17 protein-coding genes are annotated in these 17,521 nt (G+C 35.0%); 4 read left to right on the top strand and 13 right to left on the bottom strand.

The window, feature by feature from the left end:
- Window positions 1-16: 16 nt before the first annotated feature.
- Window positions 17-763, bottom strand: a complete 747-nt coding sequence (locus I5M32_RS10830; protein WP_200586259.1) for a hypothetical protein — start codon at window positions 761-763, stop codon at window positions 17-19.
- Between the two features lie 67 nt (window positions 764-830).
- Between I5M32_RS10830 and I5M32_RS10825 the strand changes: the two genes are divergently transcribed.
- Window positions 831-1,325: a YajQ family cyclic di-GMP-binding protein gene (locus I5M32_RS10825; RefSeq protein ID WP_200586258.1), complete on the top strand. Its 495-nt coding sequence runs from the start codon at window positions 831-833 to the stop codon at window positions 1,323-1,325.
- A 1-nt stretch (window position 1,326) separates the two neighbouring features.
- Here the strand turns inward: I5M32_RS10825 and I5M32_RS10820 are convergent, their stop codons facing one another.
- Both I5M32_RS10820 and I5M32_RS10815 read right to left on the bottom strand, forming a co-directional pair.
- Window positions 1,327-2,634, bottom strand: coding sequence for a nicotinamide mononucleotide adenylyltransferase (locus I5M32_RS10820; protein WP_200586257.1), 1,308 nt, complete (start codon window positions 2,632-2,634; stop codon window positions 1,327-1,329).
- 94 nt (window positions 2,635-2,728) lie between these two features.
- A complete protein-coding gene (locus tag I5M32_RS10815) occupies window positions 2,729-3,166 on the bottom strand; it encodes an Hsp20/alpha crystallin family protein (RefSeq protein WP_200586256.1) in 438 nt (145 codons plus the stop codon).
- A gap of 134 nt (window positions 3,167-3,300) precedes the next feature.
- Here I5M32_RS10815 and I5M32_RS10810 point away from each other — a divergent pair, with 134 nt between their 5' ends.
- Complete coding sequence (locus tag I5M32_RS10810) at window positions 3,301-3,750, top strand: acyl-CoA thioesterase (RefSeq protein WP_200586255.1); 450 nt, start codon at window positions 3,301-3,303, stop codon at window positions 3,748-3,750.
- A 10-nt stretch (window positions 3,751-3,760) separates the two neighbouring features.
- A complete protein-coding gene (locus I5M32_RS10805) occupies window positions 3,761-4,348 on the top strand; it encodes a DUF6992 family protein (RefSeq protein WP_200586254.1) in 588 nt (195 codons plus the stop codon).
- A 215-nt stretch (window positions 4,349-4,563) separates the two neighbouring features.
- Here the strand turns inward: I5M32_RS10805 and I5M32_RS10800 are convergent, their stop codons facing one another.
- Both I5M32_RS10800 and I5M32_RS10795 read right to left on the bottom strand, forming a co-directional pair.
- Window positions 4,564-5,604, bottom strand: coding sequence for a TerC family protein (locus tag I5M32_RS10800; RefSeq protein WP_200586253.1), 1,041 nt, complete (start codon window positions 5,602-5,604; stop codon window positions 4,564-4,566).
- Window positions 5,605-6,576, bottom strand: coding sequence for a polyprenyl synthetase family protein (locus I5M32_RS10795; protein WP_200586252.1), 972 nt, complete (start codon window positions 6,574-6,576; stop codon window positions 5,605-5,607).
- Between the two features lie 136 nt (window positions 6,577-6,712).
- On the opposite strand from I5M32_RS10795, the gene I5M32_RS10790 reads away from it, so the two are divergent.
- Window positions 6,713-7,279 carry a hypothetical protein gene (locus I5M32_RS10790; protein ID WP_200586251.1) on the top strand — a complete coding sequence of 189 codons (567 nt, stop codon included), beginning with the start codon at window positions 6,713-6,715 and terminating at the stop codon, window positions 7,277-7,279.
- A 297-nt stretch (window positions 7,280-7,576) separates the two neighbouring features.
- Here the strand turns inward: I5M32_RS10790 and I5M32_RS10785 are convergent, their stop codons facing one another.
- The 8 genes from I5M32_RS10785 to I5M32_RS10750 all read right to left on the bottom strand — a co-directional run bounded on the left by I5M32_RS10785 (window position 7,577) and on the right by I5M32_RS10750 (window position 17,419).
- Complete coding sequence (locus I5M32_RS10785) at window positions 7,577-8,194, bottom strand: trimeric intracellular cation channel family protein (RefSeq protein WP_200586250.1); 618 nt, start codon at window positions 8,192-8,194, stop codon at window positions 7,577-7,579.
- Window positions 8,181-10,259, bottom strand: a complete 2,079-nt coding sequence (locus I5M32_RS10780) for a hypothetical protein (protein WP_200586249.1) — start codon at window positions 10,257-10,259, stop codon at window positions 8,181-8,183. Before I5M32_RS10780 ends, I5M32_RS10785 begins: the two co-directional genes overlap by 14 nt.
- 213 nt (window positions 10,260-10,472) lie before the next feature.
- Window positions 10,473-11,216, bottom strand: coding sequence for a 3-oxoacyl-[acyl-carrier-protein] reductase (fabG, locus tag I5M32_RS10775; RefSeq protein ID WP_200586248.1), 744 nt, complete (start codon window positions 11,214-11,216; stop codon window positions 10,473-10,475).
- A gap of 150 nt (window positions 11,217-11,366) precedes the next feature.
- Window positions 11,367-12,314: a D-2-hydroxyacid dehydrogenase gene (locus tag I5M32_RS10770; protein WP_200586247.1), complete on the bottom strand. Its 948-nt coding sequence runs from the start codon at window positions 12,312-12,314 to the stop codon at window positions 11,367-11,369.
- 19 nt (window positions 12,315-12,333) lie between these two features.
- Window positions 12,334-13,401, bottom strand: a complete 1,068-nt coding sequence (gene serC / locus I5M32_RS10765; RefSeq protein ID WP_200586246.1) for a 3-phosphoserine/phosphohydroxythreonine transaminase — start codon at window positions 13,399-13,401, stop codon at window positions 12,334-12,336.
- 131 nt (window positions 13,402-13,532) lie between these two features.
- Window positions 13,533-15,956 carry a TonB-dependent receptor gene (locus I5M32_RS10760; RefSeq protein ID WP_200586245.1) on the bottom strand — a complete coding sequence of 808 codons (2,424 nt, stop codon included), beginning with the start codon at window positions 15,954-15,956 and terminating at the stop codon, window positions 13,533-13,535.
- Between the two features lie 14 nt (window positions 15,957-15,970).
- Window positions 15,971-16,642: a ribulose-phosphate 3-epimerase gene (rpe, locus tag I5M32_RS10755; protein WP_200586244.1), complete on the bottom strand. Its 672-nt coding sequence runs from the start codon at window positions 16,640-16,642 to the stop codon at window positions 15,971-15,973.
- Between the two features lie 66 nt (window positions 16,643-16,708).
- On the bottom strand, window positions 16,709-17,419 hold the full coding sequence (locus tag I5M32_RS10750; RefSeq protein WP_200586243.1) for a head GIN domain-containing protein: 711 nt from the start codon (window positions 17,417-17,419) through the stop codon (window positions 16,709-16,711).
- Window positions 17,420-17,521 lie beyond the last annotated feature (102 nt).

The raw sequence follows: 17,521 nt of genomic DNA, 5'->3' as shown, positions 1-17,521 counted from the left end.
AAATAACGCTTGCTGACTAACCTCTTTTATATTTATTCTGAGGGCCAGCTTGTGTGGGCAGGTCGGTATTGCTTGGTTTTGTATCAGATTTTGGTGCAGCACTGGTTTTTTTACGTCCGTTTACCGCTTGCGGTGTTTCTGGGTGAGAATTCTGGTTTACGCCCTCATCATTTTTTATTGTTTTTTTTTGTTCTGAAACTCTTGGTTTAGCAGTAGGCTTGGATGCGGCTGTTTTTCTAGTGCTTGCTGCAGGTGTTTTTTTAGCAACGGTTTTTGATGTTGAGCTAGTGGTTGTAGTTGCTCTTCTTTTTACAACTGGTTTTGCCGCAGTTGTCTTGTCTATTTTAGAGGCGGTTTGTGCCACCGGGTTTAATTTACTTACAGAATTAACTTTTTCTGTGGTTACATTTTTTACTTCTGCAGCTTTTTTTATGGCTTTGTTAACTGTTTTATCAACTTCTTTTTTTGCTTTTGCAATTTCTTTTTTTACAACCTTTTTTACTTCTTTTTTATCTTTTACAACCTTTTTATCGGCTTTCTTAAACTTATCTTTAATAGAGTTCTTTACTCCCGTTGCCTTTTTAGATAGTTTTTTGGTAATTATTTTACTTGCTTTTTTAATCTCGCCCCCAATATCTTCGGCATCATGCCCTAGGCTAACAATAAAATCTTTAATTTTTTTTGATAAATCAATCTCTATATTTGATTTAACTTTTTTAATTTCTTTTTTGGTTGATTTAGCTTTGGCCTTAGGAGTTTTCATTATTTTAATATTAATTAACAGTTATAAATTTATCTTTAATTTTTTAACATCAAATAACATTCCAATTATGCCTTCTTTTGATATTGTTTCTAAAATTGATGCCCAAACTCTTGATAATGCGATTAACAACGCTAAAAATGAAATCCTGAACCGCTATGATTTTAATGATTCTAAAAGTAGTGTAGAGTTAGATAAAAAATCTAGTTTATTGACAGTTATTACAGAAAACGATATGCGTTTAAAAGCGATAATAGATTCTATCATCTCTCGTTTTGTGAAACAGGGTTTAGATCCCAAGGCTTTAGACCTAGACAAACCATTTTTTAGCGTAACCGGAAATATGATACGTAAAGAAATAATGGTAAAAGAGGGAATAGAAAAGGAAGCTGCCAAAAAGATAGTCAAAAAAATCAAAGATTCTGGCATAAAGGTACAGGCCGCTATTATGGAAGACCAGGTTAGGGTTACCAGTAAAAAGATAGATGACCTACAAGCTGTGATTTCACTTTGTAGAACAGAAGATTTTGGCCAACCCCTGCAGTACATCAACATGAGAAATTAACCTACTTGGCCCCTATTTCTTCCTTGATCTCTTCAATATCTAAGATATATTTGTTCTGTAACAAAAAATCGAAAAGTGGCTTCGCTTCTGGTGATACCTCTAAATTCTTTGTGGTTACCATTTGCTTATTCTTTATATCCCTAAACGGATAAGTCAATAATTTAACATTACCGCTAAACAGGTCGCTGATGTAAGATAAAAGCTCATTTGTATAATTTGAGCCATAATTTTCTGATAAGAATATATGTTTAAGATTAGCGATATTAGTGGTAATACCCACACTTTTGGGTTTACATTTGGCCAAATATTTAGCCAATTTGTTATGTCTGTTAAAGTTAGAGATGATAACCGCATGGCCCATTTCTGTAATATCTTTTGCCCGTTTAGCAACCCTGTTCAACAATTCTCCATCATCGGTATCGGCATGGTTCATCATATTGTTTAGCGTAAGTTCTGCCATGGTTATCAGCTCAACATCGCTAATTTGTAAATAGGCCTTATATTGGGTTATGGCATGGTTAAAAAACTCGAAATCTGGTTTGGTTTTTTGGTTAAACCGAGTTCTCAAAATCATGATATGTTGTTTGTACATTAAATCTTTGGCTTGCATTACACCAACTTCGGGTATAAATATAGCAGCACTAGAAAACCCTTTTTGGATCAAATATAAATTGACCAAAACATCGCTCAAATCTGCAAAGGCAGGGCCTTTAACACTAATTAAATCTATTTCTACAGAACCTTGGCTTAGGTTATCCGCCAAAGATTCTATCATTCTTTTGGGATCATTTTGATGTTTAAAGGCGGCATATACTAAATTTACACCTAAAATACCCAACACATTTTGTTGCAGGGTGGCATCGCTATCTAATAAACGTACATGAAAAATAATGGTGTTTGCAGGCCCACAAGGTTCTAATTGAAATTTTATGCCCAACCAACCGTGTGGATCGTTTGATTTATTGTAGTTTAGGGTTGTAACGGTATCGGCAAAAGAAAAGAAAGTTCTGGATTGATAATTTACACCACATAAACGCTCGCCCAATAAAGCAAATTCATGGTCTAGCATTTTCTCTAACCTAGATTTAGAAACGTACCTACCAGACTCTTCTAAACCATAAATCTCGTTGCTAAAAGTCATGTCATAAGCAGACATAGTTTTGGCTATCGTACCAGAAGCCGCACCTGCGGTAAAAAAATTCCTTGCTACTTCTTGCCCTGCACCAATCTCGGCAAAGGTGCCATATATGTTTTCATCAAGGTTTATGGTTAAGGCCTTACGGCGAGTGTCCAGTATTTCTAATATCATGTTTACAAATGTAAAATAAATTAAAACGTATTCTAAAAAAGCAATCCCGACTTTAAAAAAAAGCCGGGATTGCTGCTAACCAAATTAAAAAAAATTATTTCACAGAGATTTCTCTCGATTGGAATTTTGCCTCTTCTTTTTTAGCAATGCTGATATTCAAAATACCATCAGCATAAGAAGCATCGATTTTTGAATGGTCTATCAACTCTGGTAAGTTAAAAGATCTTACAAAAGATGAATAATTAAATTCTTTTCTGTTAAATTTTTTATTTTCCTCGGTTTCCTCACTTTTAACTTCGGCAGATATTTTTAGTACATCTTTATCTACATTAATTTTAAAATCTTCTTTCTTCATGCCGGGGGCGGCCAATTCTAAAAAGAAATGATCTTCTGTTTCAGAAACATTTACAGAAGGTACTTTGGAAACTGGTTGCTTGTTGATAAAGTCTTGATTGAAAACAGAATCAAACAATTCATTAAAAGTTGAGTATCCGTTTACTCTTTTGTCGTTGTTAAATTTTACTAAAGTCATTTTTATATCCTCCTATTTATTTATTTTTATGATTATGCTTATCCTTGTTCAAAGCAAATACCAATCATTGTAATCAATAAATTTTACGACATTTTGTCGCTTAATAAATATAATACACGACAATATTTCCGATTATGGACATAAAAGACATTACAAAAAACTTTAAATATAAAGTAGCGATCCCTATTAGATTTTCTGATATGGATATGTTTGGCCATGCCAATAATGCGGTTTACTTAACCTATTTTGAACAGGCTAGGTCTTGCTATTGGAGCGATATTATTAAATGGGATTGGAAAAAAATAGGGATCATTGTAGCAAAAGCAGAGATAAACTATGTTAAACCAATTGTTTTAGAAGAGCAGATTTTTGCTTATGTAAAAACCAGCAGGTTGGGGAATAGCAGTTGGGAAATTGAGTATGCACTGGTTTGCGCAAATGATGACGGCACAGAATCTATCAGAACGCAAGGAAAAACCGTTCAGGTTGCAATAAATTACCAAACAGGTAAACCAACTCCAATCCCACCTAAAGAAAGAGCGTTGATGAAAAGTTATGACAATATTTGGTTAAATGAGGTTTAAAAAATTGAACATGAAAAAATTAACTGTTGTTTGCTGTTTATTTTTTACCATTCCTGCTTTTGCGCAACAAGAGATTCAAACTATCAACCATCAAAGAAATGAGATAAACCTAACTGGGATGAAAATTTTGGGCGGATGGGCCTTGGCAAATATGGCAGTTGGTAGTATTGCTTATTTTAATTCATCTGGTAAGAAAAAATACTTTAACCAAATGAACGTGTTTTGGAACGTGGCTAACTTAGGTTTGGCCACCGCTGGTTATTTAGGGGCCAAATCAGGTTTAAACCAACAATTAAGCTTGGCGCAAGCTGTACATGATCAATATAAGATCGAAAAGATACTTTTATTAAATGCAGGGTTAGACGTTGGTTACATGGCCACCGGGCTTTTCTTAAACCAAAGAGGAGAAAACAAAAAGAGCGATAGGCTTAAAGGATACGGAAACTCATTATTGCTACAAGGCGCTTTTTTATTGGTTTTTGATTCTGGGATGTATGCCATCCATCAACACAACGGAAAAGGGTTTGATAAAGTTTTACAAAAGGTAAGCCTCAATTTTGATGGACGGCAAGTGGGAATTTTTTACAAACTGGATTGAGAATATTATTTAAAAGAAGTGCTAAGATTAAAGGAAGTTATAACTTCAATTTTTTTGAGCTTTAATTCTACCAATCAAAAAATCCCGGAAATCATGATTTAGATAATTTTTTCAACCGTAGATGGCACAAAGAACGCAGAGTTGAATGGTTTAATTTCCATTTATCTTTTGCTATCAACACATTCATGAAGCTAATATTATTTAAGTCTTAGAAATTAATCTTTTTTAGGGAAAATTAAAGAGGCCACTACACTAACGGTAAGTATCGCAAGGATCACAAAAAGAGAATCTATGGTGCTAAAACCCCATTTTACCAACCAATGATGGGCCAACATCTTAACACCGATGAAAACCAAAAGAACGGCCAAACCGGTTTTTAAATAATGGAATTTCTCTATCACGTTTACCAATAAGAAAAACATAGACCGCAAACCCAAAATGGCAAATATATTAGAGAAGAAAACAATATAAGGATCTTTGGTAACGGCAAAAATTGCAGGGATAGAGTCAACGGCAAAAATAACATCGGTAAATTCTATAACCAATAGTACCAAAAAAAGTGGGGTAATAAATAGCTTTTTGTTAACACGATGAAAGAACTTATGCCCTACGTATTTTGGATAAACAGGGAAGTATTTGGCGGTAAATTTTACCACTTTATGGTTTTCTGGGTCAATTTCGTCATCCTCGTTTCTGCTCAAAAACATGGTTACACCACTGTATATCAAAAAAACGCCAAAAATATATAAAATCCACTCAAACTGGTTGATGAGCGTTGAGCCTAAAAATATAAAAATGAACCGCATTACTACGGCACCCAAAATGCCCCAAAACAATACACGGTGGTAATACTTTTCGTTTACATTAAAAGCGGCAAATATCAATACCATAACAAAAATATTATCAACCGATAAGGCATATTCTATCACATAGCCTGTAATAAATTCTAGGCCAAGGTTATCTTTGTAACGGTTTAGGTTTTCTTCAAAATTTGCGGAATTTAAGGTTATATTATGTTGAGAGTCTTTTACAATTTGTTCTAATTGCGCTTGGTTTCTGATGTTATGCAGTTCTTGGCCTTCGGTTTTTAAAAAGAAAAAAAAACCGATCGCTAACGATACCCAAACCGCACTCATGATGGCTGCTTGAGAAAGGGTAACGGGTTTATCCTTTTTATGGAAAAGCCCTAAATCTAAAGCAAGCATCAAAACAATAAAAAGCGTGAAAGCCCCAAAGAAAATTAATTCATGACTCATTTATTTTTTTCTTTCTGTTGTAAAGCGAACCAATTGCTCTAAACCAGTTTTAGATTCTGATGAAGGGAATTTTGATATGATTTGAAAAGCTTTCTCTTGGTATTTAACCATCTGTTCTTCGGCATAAGCCAAACCGCCGCTTTTTTGTACAAAATCTATGATCTGGTTGATTTTAGCCGCATCGTCTTCATGGTGCTTCACTAAGTTTATCATCCTTTTCTTTTCAGATTTATCTGTTTTGTTTAAAGCATAAATCAGCGGAAGCGTTACTTTTTTCTCTTTAATATCAATTCCTTTTGGTTTACCTACATCATCCAAGCCAAAATCGAATAAATCGTCTTTTATTTGAAAAGCGATGCCAACATTTTCTCCAAAAGAGTGCATCAATTTAATGATTTCTTCATCGGCACCAGCAGAAGCGGCACCTGCGGCACAGCAAGAGGCAATTAAAGAAGCTGTTTTCTGACGAATAACTTCATAGTAAACTTCCTCGCTAATATCCATCCTGCGCACTTTTTCTATTTGCAACAGCTCGCCTTCGCTCATCTGCTGTACTGCGTCTGATACTATTTTGAGCTGCTTAAACTCATTGTTATCTACCGAAAGCTGTAATCCTTTAGCTAACAAATAATCGCCCACTAAAACGGCGATCTTGTTTTTCCATAAAGCGTTGATAGAAAAAAAACCACGTCGTTCAAAAGAATTATCTACCACATCATCATGTACTAAAGTGGCGGTATGCAAAAGCTCTACTAAAGAGGCGGCCCGATAGGTAGATTCTGTAATACCACCGCAAATATTGGCAGAAAAGAAAACAAACATAGGGCGCATTTGCTTTCCCTTGCGTTTTACGATATAGTGCGTTATGCGGTCTAAAAGCGGTACAGAACTTTGCATTGATGCTTTAAACTTTTCTTCAAAGGCATCAATTTCTTTTTCTATGGGTTTTTTAATCTGACCTAATTTCAGCATTTACAAACAAACAAGCGGTATTGCTTATGGTTTGCAAACATAATGTAAAAAACCCGATTAAGGCAAAGCAATGTTAAACCTTTATATGCTTTTGTATTGTATTTACATATCTTTACCCCTAGCTTATCAATAAATCATGAAAAAATTATTCTCTTCTGTTTTTTTCTTTATCATTTTTATTTCTACTATTTACGCTCAAGAAAACAAAAGCCCTAAAAGCGGCCTCAAATTTTTTAATTGGAGTTCTTTAAGCTACACCTTTGGGATAAACAGTGGTGCTTTAGACGAAAAATTGAACTCTTTACACCTTAAAACGGTTTTTGGCTTGGCCAACCCCAAAACCGGATTTGGTATCGGAATAGAAAATGCTTCATTTAGAAACCCAAACAGCAGCAATGGGGCTAATTTTAACACTTTAAGTTTTAATGGAAACTTGCACCAATTACTAAAACCCATACAAGATGATGATCTAAACTTTTTTATAAAGGGCGCTGCGGGATATGCCGTAAGAATTTTTGATGGATATGATAAGGGTTTAAACTACGAAGCCTGCGTTGGCACAATTTTAACCACAAAAAGGAAATCTAAATATTTTTTGCAGGCCATTTATAACTATCAACAGATTGATGGCTTTATTTTAACAAACGGAAAGCCTATGATTACTTCTTTTGGAGTAGGAATTGGCACTTGGGTTTCTAGGTAAATTTTGATCTTTTCTATTTTACCGCAGAGTGTATTGCAATTCCGTTTATCCGGTGAGTAAAAATAACGCATCAAAAGCTTAATGTTTCTTCATTCCTTAATGGTTTTTTATATCATTAAAGAATAAAGCTAATTTTTTATCTGCGGTTTTCTGCGAAATCTGCTGGAGAAATTCTTTAACCGCAAAGGACACAGAGTTCACAAAGCTGAATGGTAAAATTGGTTGAGGTTTAATCCTGTCCATCCTAAAATCATTCTTATTCAGACAATTTACTGATTATTAGCAGGAGAAAATAAATCAATAAATACGTGGTAAAGTAAGTTTAAACCTAACGGCTATTATCCTGATCAAAAATACCACGCTTACTGCGGTAAACTTTACTATTGCCTCGTCTAAGCCAAAATATCTTAACAATAGGTAAACCAAACCCCCTATAATACAGGCAGTTGCATAAATTTCTTTTCTAAAGATAAGCGGAATGTTATTTAATAAAATATCCCTGGTAATACCACCGAAGCAGCCGGTTACTGTTCCTAAGGCTACACAAATACCCGGACTTAAACCAAAAGCGATACCTTTTTGAAGGCCCACCACAGTAAAAAAACCAAGGCCTAAAGAATCGAATAAAAAAAGTGTGATTTTTAACGATTTTATTTTCTTCCAAAAGATCATGGCTACCAAGCCAGTAGCTAAGATCAATAAAGAATAATTGGCGTTTTTTAACCAAAAAACCGGAGAATCGCCAATCAAAATATCACGTAAAGTACCACCACCAACAGAAGTTGCAAATGCGATGATCAACACCCCAAAAGCGTCTAATCTTTTTTGCATTGCCGCAAAAGCCCCAGATACCGCAAAAGAAAATGTTCCTAAAACGGTAATTACCTCCCCAATGTTTAGATCAGATAGCGCCATTTCTTTTTCTTAAAAACCATTCTATACTTAATAAAAGAATGATGGTAGCAAATACCCATTTTAGGTTGATTAAAGAATCATAACTTTTTTCTTCATAACTGATGGTTTTAACTTTTTCGTTTTTAGGGATAAGTTCTGCCAATTTCTTCAGATTTCGGGCTTGTACCATTTCCCCTCCGCTAGTTTTGGCCATATTATATAATAATTGATGGTTTGCGGTGGTCTGCATCAGCTCTATATTCAGTTGTTCAATTAAAAAAGATCCGGTTGCTGTAAAATTGTTTTTGCCCAATTTTGTTTTCGCTTCAAAGGTATATTCATCTGCGGGTAAAAAACCAGCGTTCAATTGGTAAGATTTACCCATACGAGAAAACAAAAAACTATATTTTTTCCCAGATTTGCCCTTAATATCAATATTTACATCTGGTTGGTTATTCAAATTATAAGCATCATCATAAAGCTCTGCATTTAAAATAACTTGCTCATTATCAGCAAATCTATTTTTTGATGGGTAAACCCTAAACTTTCTTTGATCATCTTTTGCACTTAAATACTGAACAGATTTTGAGATCAGTTCATCAAAAGCATCATGATTTTCGTTTTTCTCAAAATCCTCTAACCGCCAACGCCAAATGCCCTCCCCTGTTAAAATAGCCGTTTTAACGCCAGCATCGTTTGCAAAAGCCAATAATGGCGCATTGGTTTTTACATTTCCAACCTGCTGATAAAATAGAATTGAACCGGGCAATTTTAAACTATAATTACCAAAAGGGGCGTTTAAGGGTGCTAAATTGTTTAAAGCCGTTTTTGTAGAATCGTTCAAACTAAAAGCGGTAAAATCTTGATTTAGAACCGATAAATATTCTTGTGATACGCTTTGGCCACTAATATTCAACAAGTTTTGTTTTTGGCTTAAAGCCGATGTATTGCATTGGTTACCAATAATAAACCATTTTGATTTTTGATTTGCTTGCTCAAAAACTTGATTTATCGGATGATCGACAGACGGAAGATCATGAAAAATAATCAATCCGTAATCTTTGATGTTCTTTGGCAAATCATCGGCGAAAGCCACTTTTACCTCATAATTTTTATTGTTTTCTATGGCTTGTTTAATGGCAGCAATATCGGGATGCGGGGCGTTTGCTAAAATCAGGATTTTCTCTTTCCCATCTAAAACCTCTACAAAAATAGTTTGGGTATTATTTTGGGTAGTTAGTTCGTTTTTAATTGCCGCTGCTTGCACCACAATTTTTTGTATGCCCTTTTTCTTTGTCTCTAAATTGATCTTGAATGTTTTGTTCCAATTCTCTTTATCGATATTTAAAGCAATATTTTTTGATTGGCCATCATTAGTGGTAATTTTTAACACAGAATTTAAGCCTTTGGCCATAAAAGCAGAAACAGGTATTTCTATCTCGTGATCATTGCCTAGATATACTAGGTTATTGTAGTTGATAGGAGAAACTACTAGGTCTTTTTTAGGGATAGTATCGCCCAGGGCAACCGTATAAATAGGGAAAAGCTGTTTATTATTTTCTGAAACGGGGCTTGCGCCTCGGTTATAAATCCCATCAGATGCAAAGATCAACGCCCCAATATTCTGGTTAATATATTGATTTTTGATGTAAGAGAACAATTGTGAAAAATCGGTTTGTTTTTGATCTTGATTGAATTGGAAGCCTGCATTAACGCCGTCTCCAAAGTTTAACACCTTTACATCATAATCTTTTGATAATTGTTTGGCTAGTTGTTTAAAATCTTGATGGTATTTTAAGCTATCGAAATTGGGGTTAGCAGCAATGCTTATAGATGCGGAGGCATCTTGGGCAATAATGATCAAGGGTTTCTCTAACCTTTGCTTAACCGATTTTAGTAATGGTGCAAGCAGCAAAAAAGAAAGAACGCTGATAGTTAAAAACCTTGTGGCAAAAAGAATTGTTTTAAGATTTTTATCATCCAGATTGCTTTTTTGATACAACAACCAAGCAAAGCCACCGCCCAAAAATAAACAAGGGATAATGAGCCAGGCACTTAGATCGTTAAAGAGCAGTGAAATGAGCATTTTTTAGTAATCGGTTGACTTTTATTGTGGTTATTTGTATTCTGTAATCAGTTGCTTTGCTGGTTATCATTTGTAACTTAATAAGTTTAAATAATTATCAAGCTTTTAATCCAAAAACCTAATTAAGCATTGATTAATTAACTAAAAACTTACCCCAACCTAATGGACTAAAACTTAAAAACCTAATTAACCATTGACTAATGAGCAAATAAACTACAACATTCCGCCACACACGCTCAAAACTTGCCCGGTAATATAAGCGCTCATATCAGAGGCCAAAAACACACAAACATTGGCTATATCTTCTGTTTCCCCGGCCCTCTTTAAAGGAATATCTTTTTCCCAACCTTCCACAACTTTTGGGTCCAATACCTCTGTCATTTCTGTACGGATAAAACCTGGGGCAACAACATTGCTACGGATATTTCTGGAGCCTAACTCTTTAGCAACAGATTTTGTAAAACCGATGATACCAGCTTTAGAAGCCGCATAATTAGCCTGACCAGCGTTTCCTTGCACCCCAACAACAGAACTCATGTTAATGAATACACCTTTACGATTTTTCATCATAACCTTAGATGCTGCTTTGGTTGTATTGAAAACCGATTTTAAGTTAACCTCGATCACATCATCAAAATTCTCTTCGCTCATGCGCATTAGCAAACCATCTTTTGTAATCCCCGCATTGTTCACTACAATATCCAAAGTTCCAAAATCAGATACTATATCTGCGATCAATTGTTCGGCTTCAGCAAATTTAGAGGCATCAGATCGGTAACCTTTAACTTTTGTCCCGAAATTGGTTAATTCTTTTTCTAAAGCTTCGCCTTTTTCTACAGATGATAGATAGGTAAAAGCCACATTGGCACCATGTTGGGCAAATTTTTCTGCTATTTTACGACCAATTCCCTTAGATGCGCCTGTGATCAGGGCAGTTTTTCCTTCCAATAATTTCATTATCGATAAATTAAATTGTGCCGTGAAAATAGTTAAATTTTATTTTGGAAGGAATCTATTTAAGAAAAAGAGCCCTAAAACCAAAAACCAGATCCATCAAGTTTAAAACTTGATAAATCTGGTTGGATATTAAATTAGATGAGAAAAAGATTAGTTCTTTAAATGTCCGATGATCAGGTTTGCCAATTCTACGCCAATTCTTTCTTGAGCTTCGTTTGTTGCGGCACCAATATGTGGCGTTAAAGAAACTTTTGGATGATTTAACAGGTCTTTTCTGGGAGTTGGTTCGTTATCAAAAACATCTAAACCCGCAAAAGAAACTTTACCGCTATCTAAAGCTGCAATTAAAGCATCTTCATCAATTGTACCGCCTCTAGAGCAGTTTACAATGCCTACGCCTGTTTTAACTTTTTCAAATTCCTCTGCCCCTAAAACCGGTTTTTCTGTAAACGGAATGTGTAAACTGATGAAATCTGATTGTTTTAGCAGTTGGTCCATAGTTACTTTTTTGACAGGTACATCAACGGTTACACCACCAGAAAGCTCTAATTTTAAAGTTGCAGGAATATCGTATAAATCAAATGTTAAAACATCCATACCAAGGCCCAAGGCTAGTTTGGCCGTTTCTTTTCCAATACGCCCAAAACCAATTATACCTATTTTTTTACCTTTTAGCTCAATTCCTTTGGCGTAATCTTTCTTTAGTTGGTTAAATTTAGAATCTCCCAATGAAGGCATTTTCCTGTTAGAATCGTAAACAAACCTTACACCGTTAAACAAATGTGTAAAAACCAATTCGGCAACAGATTGTGAAGAAGATGCTGGTGTGTTTTCTACGGCAATACCTTTGCTTTTAGCATATTCCACATCGATATTATCCATCCCAACTCCCCCTCGGCCAATAATCTTTAAATTGGGGCAAGCGTCAATTAAGTCTTTTCTTACCTTGGTTGCACTTCTCACGGTAATTCCATCATAATCATTCAGCTTTGCAGCCAATTGATCTTGGGGAATGTTATTGGTATCCACTTCAATTCCGGCATCCTCCAAAAGTTTTTTTCCAATTGGGTCTATTCCGTCGTTAGCTAAAATTCTCATTATATATTATTTGGTTTGGTTATTTGTTTTTTTCTTCAAACTCTTGCATTGCCTCTACCAATACATGAACGCTCGTAATTGGTAAGGCATTGTACAAAGATGCCCTAAAACCACCTACGCTCCTATGCCCTTTAATCCCGATGCAGCCTTTTTCTTCTGCAAATTTTAAGAAAGGTTTCTCTAGGTCTGGATTTTCCATTACAAAACATACGCTCATCCTAGATCTATCTTCTGTAGCCGTAGTTCCTTTAAATAATGGGTTCCTATCAATTTCTTTGTATAAAGCATCGGCTTTTGTGATGTTTTCTTTCTCTATTGCTGCAACGCCTCCTTTTGCTTTTAACCACCTTAAATTTAACATGGCTGCATAAACAGAAAAAACCGGAGGCGTGTTATACATAGATTCGGCAGCTATCTGCTTTTCATAATCTAACATAGAAGGTATTGTTCTACCCGTTTTGCCTAAAATCTCATCTTTTACGATAACCAGGGTAGCACCCGCCGGCCCGATGTTTTTTTGAGCTCCTGCATAAATCAAATCAAAATCTGCAACATTAATTTCTTTACTAAAAATATCAGATGACATATCGCAAACCAAGTGATTCTTTTTATCGGGAAACTGATGAAACTCTGTACCAAAAATGGTATTGTTAGAAGTAAAATGAAGGTAAGAGCTATCGGCAGCAACTGTATAGTTTTTGGGGATATAGCTATAATTTTTATCTTTAGAAGATGCAACTACATCGGCTTGGCCAAATAATTTAGCTTCTGCAATAGCTTTTTTAGCCCAAACACCGCTATCAATATAACTTGCTTTTTTTCCTTCTGCCAATAAATTATAGGCAACCATTGCAAATTGCAAACTTGCACCACCCTGTAAGAAAATCACAGAATAACCAGTTGGCACTTTCAATAATTCTTTTACCAAAGCAATGGCTTCTTCCATTACGGCAACAAATTCTGGTGCCCTGTGTGAGATTTCTAAAATAGACAGACCTGTATCATTAAAATTTAAAACTCCTTGAGAGGCTTGTTTAAATACTTCTTGAGGTAAGATACACGGGCCAGCGCCAAAATTATGTTTCATTTTTATATAGTTTGGGGTTGTTTTATATTTATCGTTAAAAAACCTGATTTATCATGTGTTTTTTATAGTTTTTATATCGATTTTAAATTATGTTCAAATTTATGATAAACATTGCGGATAACTAATTTATTTTAAAATTTAGTGATCAATCGGATATTTAATTGTCGTGATGTTAAATAATTCGGGATTGCGAACTGTAAGTTGTTTACATCGGTAACCCAAAGGTAAGAGACTGTGTTATCGATATTTAAAGCGTTGAAAATCTCGGCATAGATAATTATCGATTTAAAATATTTATTTAAAAGTTTGGGTTTGTGCGTACTCTCTGGATCTAGAATATCTTTTGAGAAACCAATATCAAAGCGTTTATAGGCTGGTATTTTATAACTTTGGGCATAACGGGGAGATGCAGGCGGCCCGGTTGGCAACCTTGAACCGTACAGCAAATTCATGTGTACCTTATAAGTTGGGCTTTTGAATAATTTATCTTGAAAAAATGCCGAGAAATTTACCCTTTGATCTGTTGGGCGGTTGATATAGCCAGGATAAATGGTTTGCGTACTACCATCTTGTTTTTTTTGGAGGTATGAATCCCCATCAATATTTTCTGCGGTTTTCATTAATGATAGCCTAAAAGAAGATTCTAGATCTTTCACAAACTCGCCGCTGATGCTAAAATCTAGACCGGTGGCATAACCTTTTGCGTTTTGATCGGCATAATAACGTATCTTTAAATTCTCTATATCATAAGGTGTGAGTTGATATAGGTCTTTGTAATAAGCCTCGGCACTAAACCTTAAATTGGTTCCCAAACCTTTGAAATTATAATCGGAAGAAAGCACAAAATGTAAAGATTTCTGAGATTTTGCATTTCTATTTAGGCTGCCGTCAAAATTTCTCACTTCCCTATAAAATGGTGGTTGCACATATAAACCGGTTGCAAAACGATAGACCAAATCTTTTTTCTCATTTGGCCTGTAAGCAAACACCATCCTTGGGCTTGGGATAAACTCTTTGGTAAAATTATTATAGTTAAACCTTAAGCCACCTGTATATGAGATTTTAGGGCTTATATCTCCGGTGTTTTGTACATAAGCGCTATATCTGAGCGTATTTACACCATTGGCAGCATCAACAGATTTTGATAAGCTGAAATTATCATATTTGTTTGGGATGGCATAACCCGCAGAGTCTATCAGTTCAAATTCTTTTAAAACATCGGCAACTTTATCATATTGAAAACGGACTCCTGTTTCCCAAAAGCCTTTTCTTGTTTGGAAGTTAAACTTTAAATCGCTTGCATAAACATCTGCCCTTAGCTCGTTTCTTCCATAATTCTGGTAAGCACCAATGCCTCTGTTGGCTTTTACCTGCCCAAAATTGCTACTGCCAAAATCGTTTTCAATTTCATCAAAAATATAGGTGCCCAAAATGTCGAAATTCTCTTTCTCTGTTATCAAAAACATAGAATTTATCCATTTTAAATTGCTTTTTGTTCCTAGCCTACTGTTTAAAGTGAGTGCCGCAACTTGGTTATTAAACTCGTCTTTCTCTTGGCCTTCATAATCTACGCTCAACCTTAATAATTGATTAAACGTTCCAAACTGTGTTTCTCTTGATTCTGGTATTAAACCAAATTTGCTGGTATTGTAGATCCCTAAGAAATTCAAGCTCGTTTTATCGTTAATTTGATAATTTAACAAAGCCTGTAAATCATAAAACTGAGGGTTGTAAGCACCAACAACAGGCTGAGAATTAAGAATGAGTTTATTCTGTTTGTTTCTAAAGCCTACCGCACCAGAAAGCTTTTTATAGTTAAAAAAGCCAGTTGCCGATACGCCGTTTGTACCTACTCCAACAGTATATTTAACAGAATCTTGGTTTTTATATTGTACATCTAAAACAGAAGATAGCTTATCGCCGTACTTTGGCGTAAAACCACCAGCAGAAAATTTTACGTTGCCAACCATATCGGGGTTGATCAAGCTTAAACCCTCTTGTTGCCCATTTCTTACCAAGTAAGGTTTATAAATCTCAACATCATTAATGTAAATAAGATTTTCATCGAAATTACCTCCCCTAACCGAGTATTGGGAGCTTAGCTCGTTATTGGTAGATACGCCCGGGAGCTGCTTTAAAATAGACTCGAAACTTTGAGAAACATTAGGATTGCTGGATGCCAATTTTGCATCGATATTGATCATCCCGGTATTTCTGGCCTGGCGATCTTGTACTACCACTTGTTTTAAACTTTGAAGGTCTTTATTTAAAGTAACAGATAGATCAATGTTTTTATTGACGATCTTCACTTGAACATTCATTGTTTTATAACCCAAGTAAGAAAATGTGAAGATGTAATCCCCAGATTTTAAGTTAAACTGATAGCTACCGTTTTCTTTGCTTATGGCAAAAGTTTTACTGTCTTGAACCTTTATCCTAACACCTTCCAAAGGCTCTTCTTGTTCATTTTTTATCAGTCCTTTTACCAAAAAAACATCTTGGGCCTTTGAAACAAAAGGGATAAAAAACAAAATTAATAGTAGCTTTTTAAGCATTAAGATAGGAAATTTTAGGCTGATAATAAGTCTGGAGTGATATTTTTTAGTTCGGCTATGGTATGTAACGGATCGATAGACCCAAAAATTGCGCTACCAGAAACCAAAACGTTTGCACCTGCTTTTAATAGTGCTAAAGAATTATGTGTACTTACGCCCCCGTCAACCTCTATCCATAAAGCTGGGTTTAATTCGTTGGCCATATTTCTTAATTCCCTAATTTTGGTGTAAGTGTGTTCTATGAACTTTTGCCCACCAAAACCGGGGTTTACAGACATGATCAAAACCATATCCAGATCTATAAGCACATCTTTTAACAACATTACGGGCGTATGTGGGTTTACCGCTACGCTAGCTTTACAGCCAAGCTCTTTGATCTGTTGGATAGTTCTGTGCAAATGCGTACAAGCTTCATATTGTACGGTAATAATATTGGCACCGCATTCTTTAAATTCTTTTAAATACCTATCGGGGTTTACGATCATTAAGTGTACATCCAAAGGTTTTTTAGCAAAGTTTTTAACTGCCGCAATTATCGGGAAACCAAAAGAAATATTGGGTACAAAAACGCCATCCATTACATCTACATGGATTAAATCCGCCTCGCTTTTATTCAGCATGATGATATCATCTTCTAGATTGGCAAAATTTGCAGAAAGTATAGACGGGGATACTAAAGGTTTCATTTTCCAAAGATAATAAATAAGGTATCTTTTAGAAATTATACCCCAATAGATTGAAATTGATCTGACTTAATTTATATGAACCAAATCTGAGCTGCCGCTCTTATCATTATTAACCGTTTTAGGATTTCCTTTATATTGGATGTTGCTTGCGCCAGAAGATTTAACATTTAAACTATTTAAAACGTTTATCTTACAATCTGAAGAACCAGATGATTTGATGTTATAATCTCCAACAACTAAATCAAATGCTTCTAATTGTGTAGAGCCGCTCATTTCTAAATTATTCTCCCTAGCCTGCCCTTTTAGGTTTATGGCAGCAGAACCAGAAGATTGGACATCTAATCTCCCTGTAACCAATTCTAAATTTACGTTAGAATTCCCGCTTAGGTCCAATTCAAAGTTATCCGACTTGATAGCAGTTGCAGAATTAATTTCTGCCGAACCGGAAGCATCAATTTTATTTATTTTTTTTGTGTGCAATACAATTTCAATTGGGCCTAGATCACAATAATTGCCTTTAATTTTTATCTTTAAAACATCGCCATCTACACTTGTTTTTATTTCTTTTAAGATATTATCATCAGAGGTTATATTCATAGATGTATTATCATCTTGATAAAGAGTAAGCTTAATATTGCCCTCAAATTCAATTTTACTGAACTCTGGGATACTTCTTTCTTCTGTTTTTTGGTTGCCAGAACCTTTTATACATTCCGAATTGCAGGCACTAATCGCCAAGATGACCGTGAACAAAAATAAATAAGCTAATTTTTTCATGTGGGTTCTAATTTTGTGATAAATATACCGGTTTTTCTTTATCTGATTTGATCCTACAATGCTAAATGCAATTAAGAGTTAATTTTTATCGGCGCTCAAAAA

Origin of the sequence: Pedobacter segetis (genome assembly GCF_016623585.1) — a bacterium.
Classification (GTDB): domain Bacteria; phylum Bacteroidota; class Bacteroidia; order Sphingobacteriales; family Sphingobacteriaceae; genus Pseudopedobacter; species Pseudopedobacter segetis.
Note: the sequence above shows the minus strand (reverse complement) of the source record. Positions and strands in the feature narration are given on the sequence as shown.

Bases quoted from the DNA above. Each gene is read 5' to 3' on its own strand.
- I5M32_RS10815 (WP_200586256.1), bottom strand. From the start codon at position 3,166: ATGACTTTAGTAAAATTTAACAACGACAAAAGAGTAAACGGATACTCA.
- serC (WP_200586246.1), bottom strand. From the start codon at position 13,401: ATGAAACATAATTTTGGCGCTGGCCCGTGTATCTTACCTCAAGAAGTA.
- fabG (WP_200586248.1), bottom strand. From the start codon at position 11,216: ATGAAATTATTGGAAGGAAAAACTGCCCTGATCACAGGCGCATCTAAG.
- I5M32_RS10750 (WP_200586243.1), bottom strand. From the start codon at position 17,419: ATGAAAAAATTAGCTTATTTATTTTTGTTCACGGTCATCTTGGCGATT.
- I5M32_RS10830 (WP_200586259.1), bottom strand. From the start codon at position 763: ATGAAAACTCCTAAGGCCAAAGCTAAATCAACCAAAAAAGAAATTAAA.
- I5M32_RS10810 (WP_200586255.1), top strand. From the start codon at position 3,301: ATGGACATAAAAGACATTACAAAAAACTTTAAATATAAAGTAGCGATC.
- I5M32_RS10770 (WP_200586247.1), bottom strand. From the start codon at position 12,314: ATGAGAATTTTAGCTAACGACGGAATAGACCCAATTGGAAAAAAACTT.
- I5M32_RS10800 (WP_200586253.1), bottom strand. From the start codon at position 5,604: ATGAGTCATGAATTAATTTTCTTTGGGGCTTTCACGCTTTTTATTGTT.
- I5M32_RS10805 (WP_200586254.1), top strand. From the start codon at position 3,761: ATGAAAAAATTAACTGTTGTTTGCTGTTTATTTTTTACCATTCCTGCT.
- I5M32_RS10825 (WP_200586258.1), top strand. From the start codon at position 831: ATGCCTTCTTTTGATATTGTTTCTAAAATTGATGCCCAAACTCTTGAT.
- I5M32_RS10785 (WP_200586250.1), bottom strand. From the start codon at position 8,194: ATGGCGCTATCTGATCTAAACATTGGGGAGGTAATTACCGTTTTAGGA.
- I5M32_RS10780 (WP_200586249.1), bottom strand. From the start codon at position 10,259: ATGCTCATTTCACTGCTCTTTAACGATCTAAGTGCCTGGCTCATTATC.
- rpe (WP_200586244.1), bottom strand. From the start codon at position 16,642: ATGAAACCTTTAGTATCCCCGTCTATACTTTCTGCAAATTTTGCCAAT.
- I5M32_RS10790 (WP_200586251.1), top strand. From the start codon at position 6,713: ATGAAAAAATTATTCTCTTCTGTTTTTTTCTTTATCATTTTTATTTCT.
- I5M32_RS10820 (WP_200586257.1), bottom strand. From the start codon at position 2,634: ATGATATTAGAAATACTGGACACTCGCCGTAAGGCCTTAACCATAAAC.
- I5M32_RS10795 (WP_200586252.1), bottom strand. From the start codon at position 6,576: ATGCTGAAATTAGGTCAGATTAAAAAACCCATAGAAAAAGAAATTGAT.
- I5M32_RS10760 (WP_200586245.1), bottom strand. From the start codon at position 15,956: ATGCTTAAAAAGCTACTATTAATTTTGTTTTTTATCCCTTTTGTTTCA.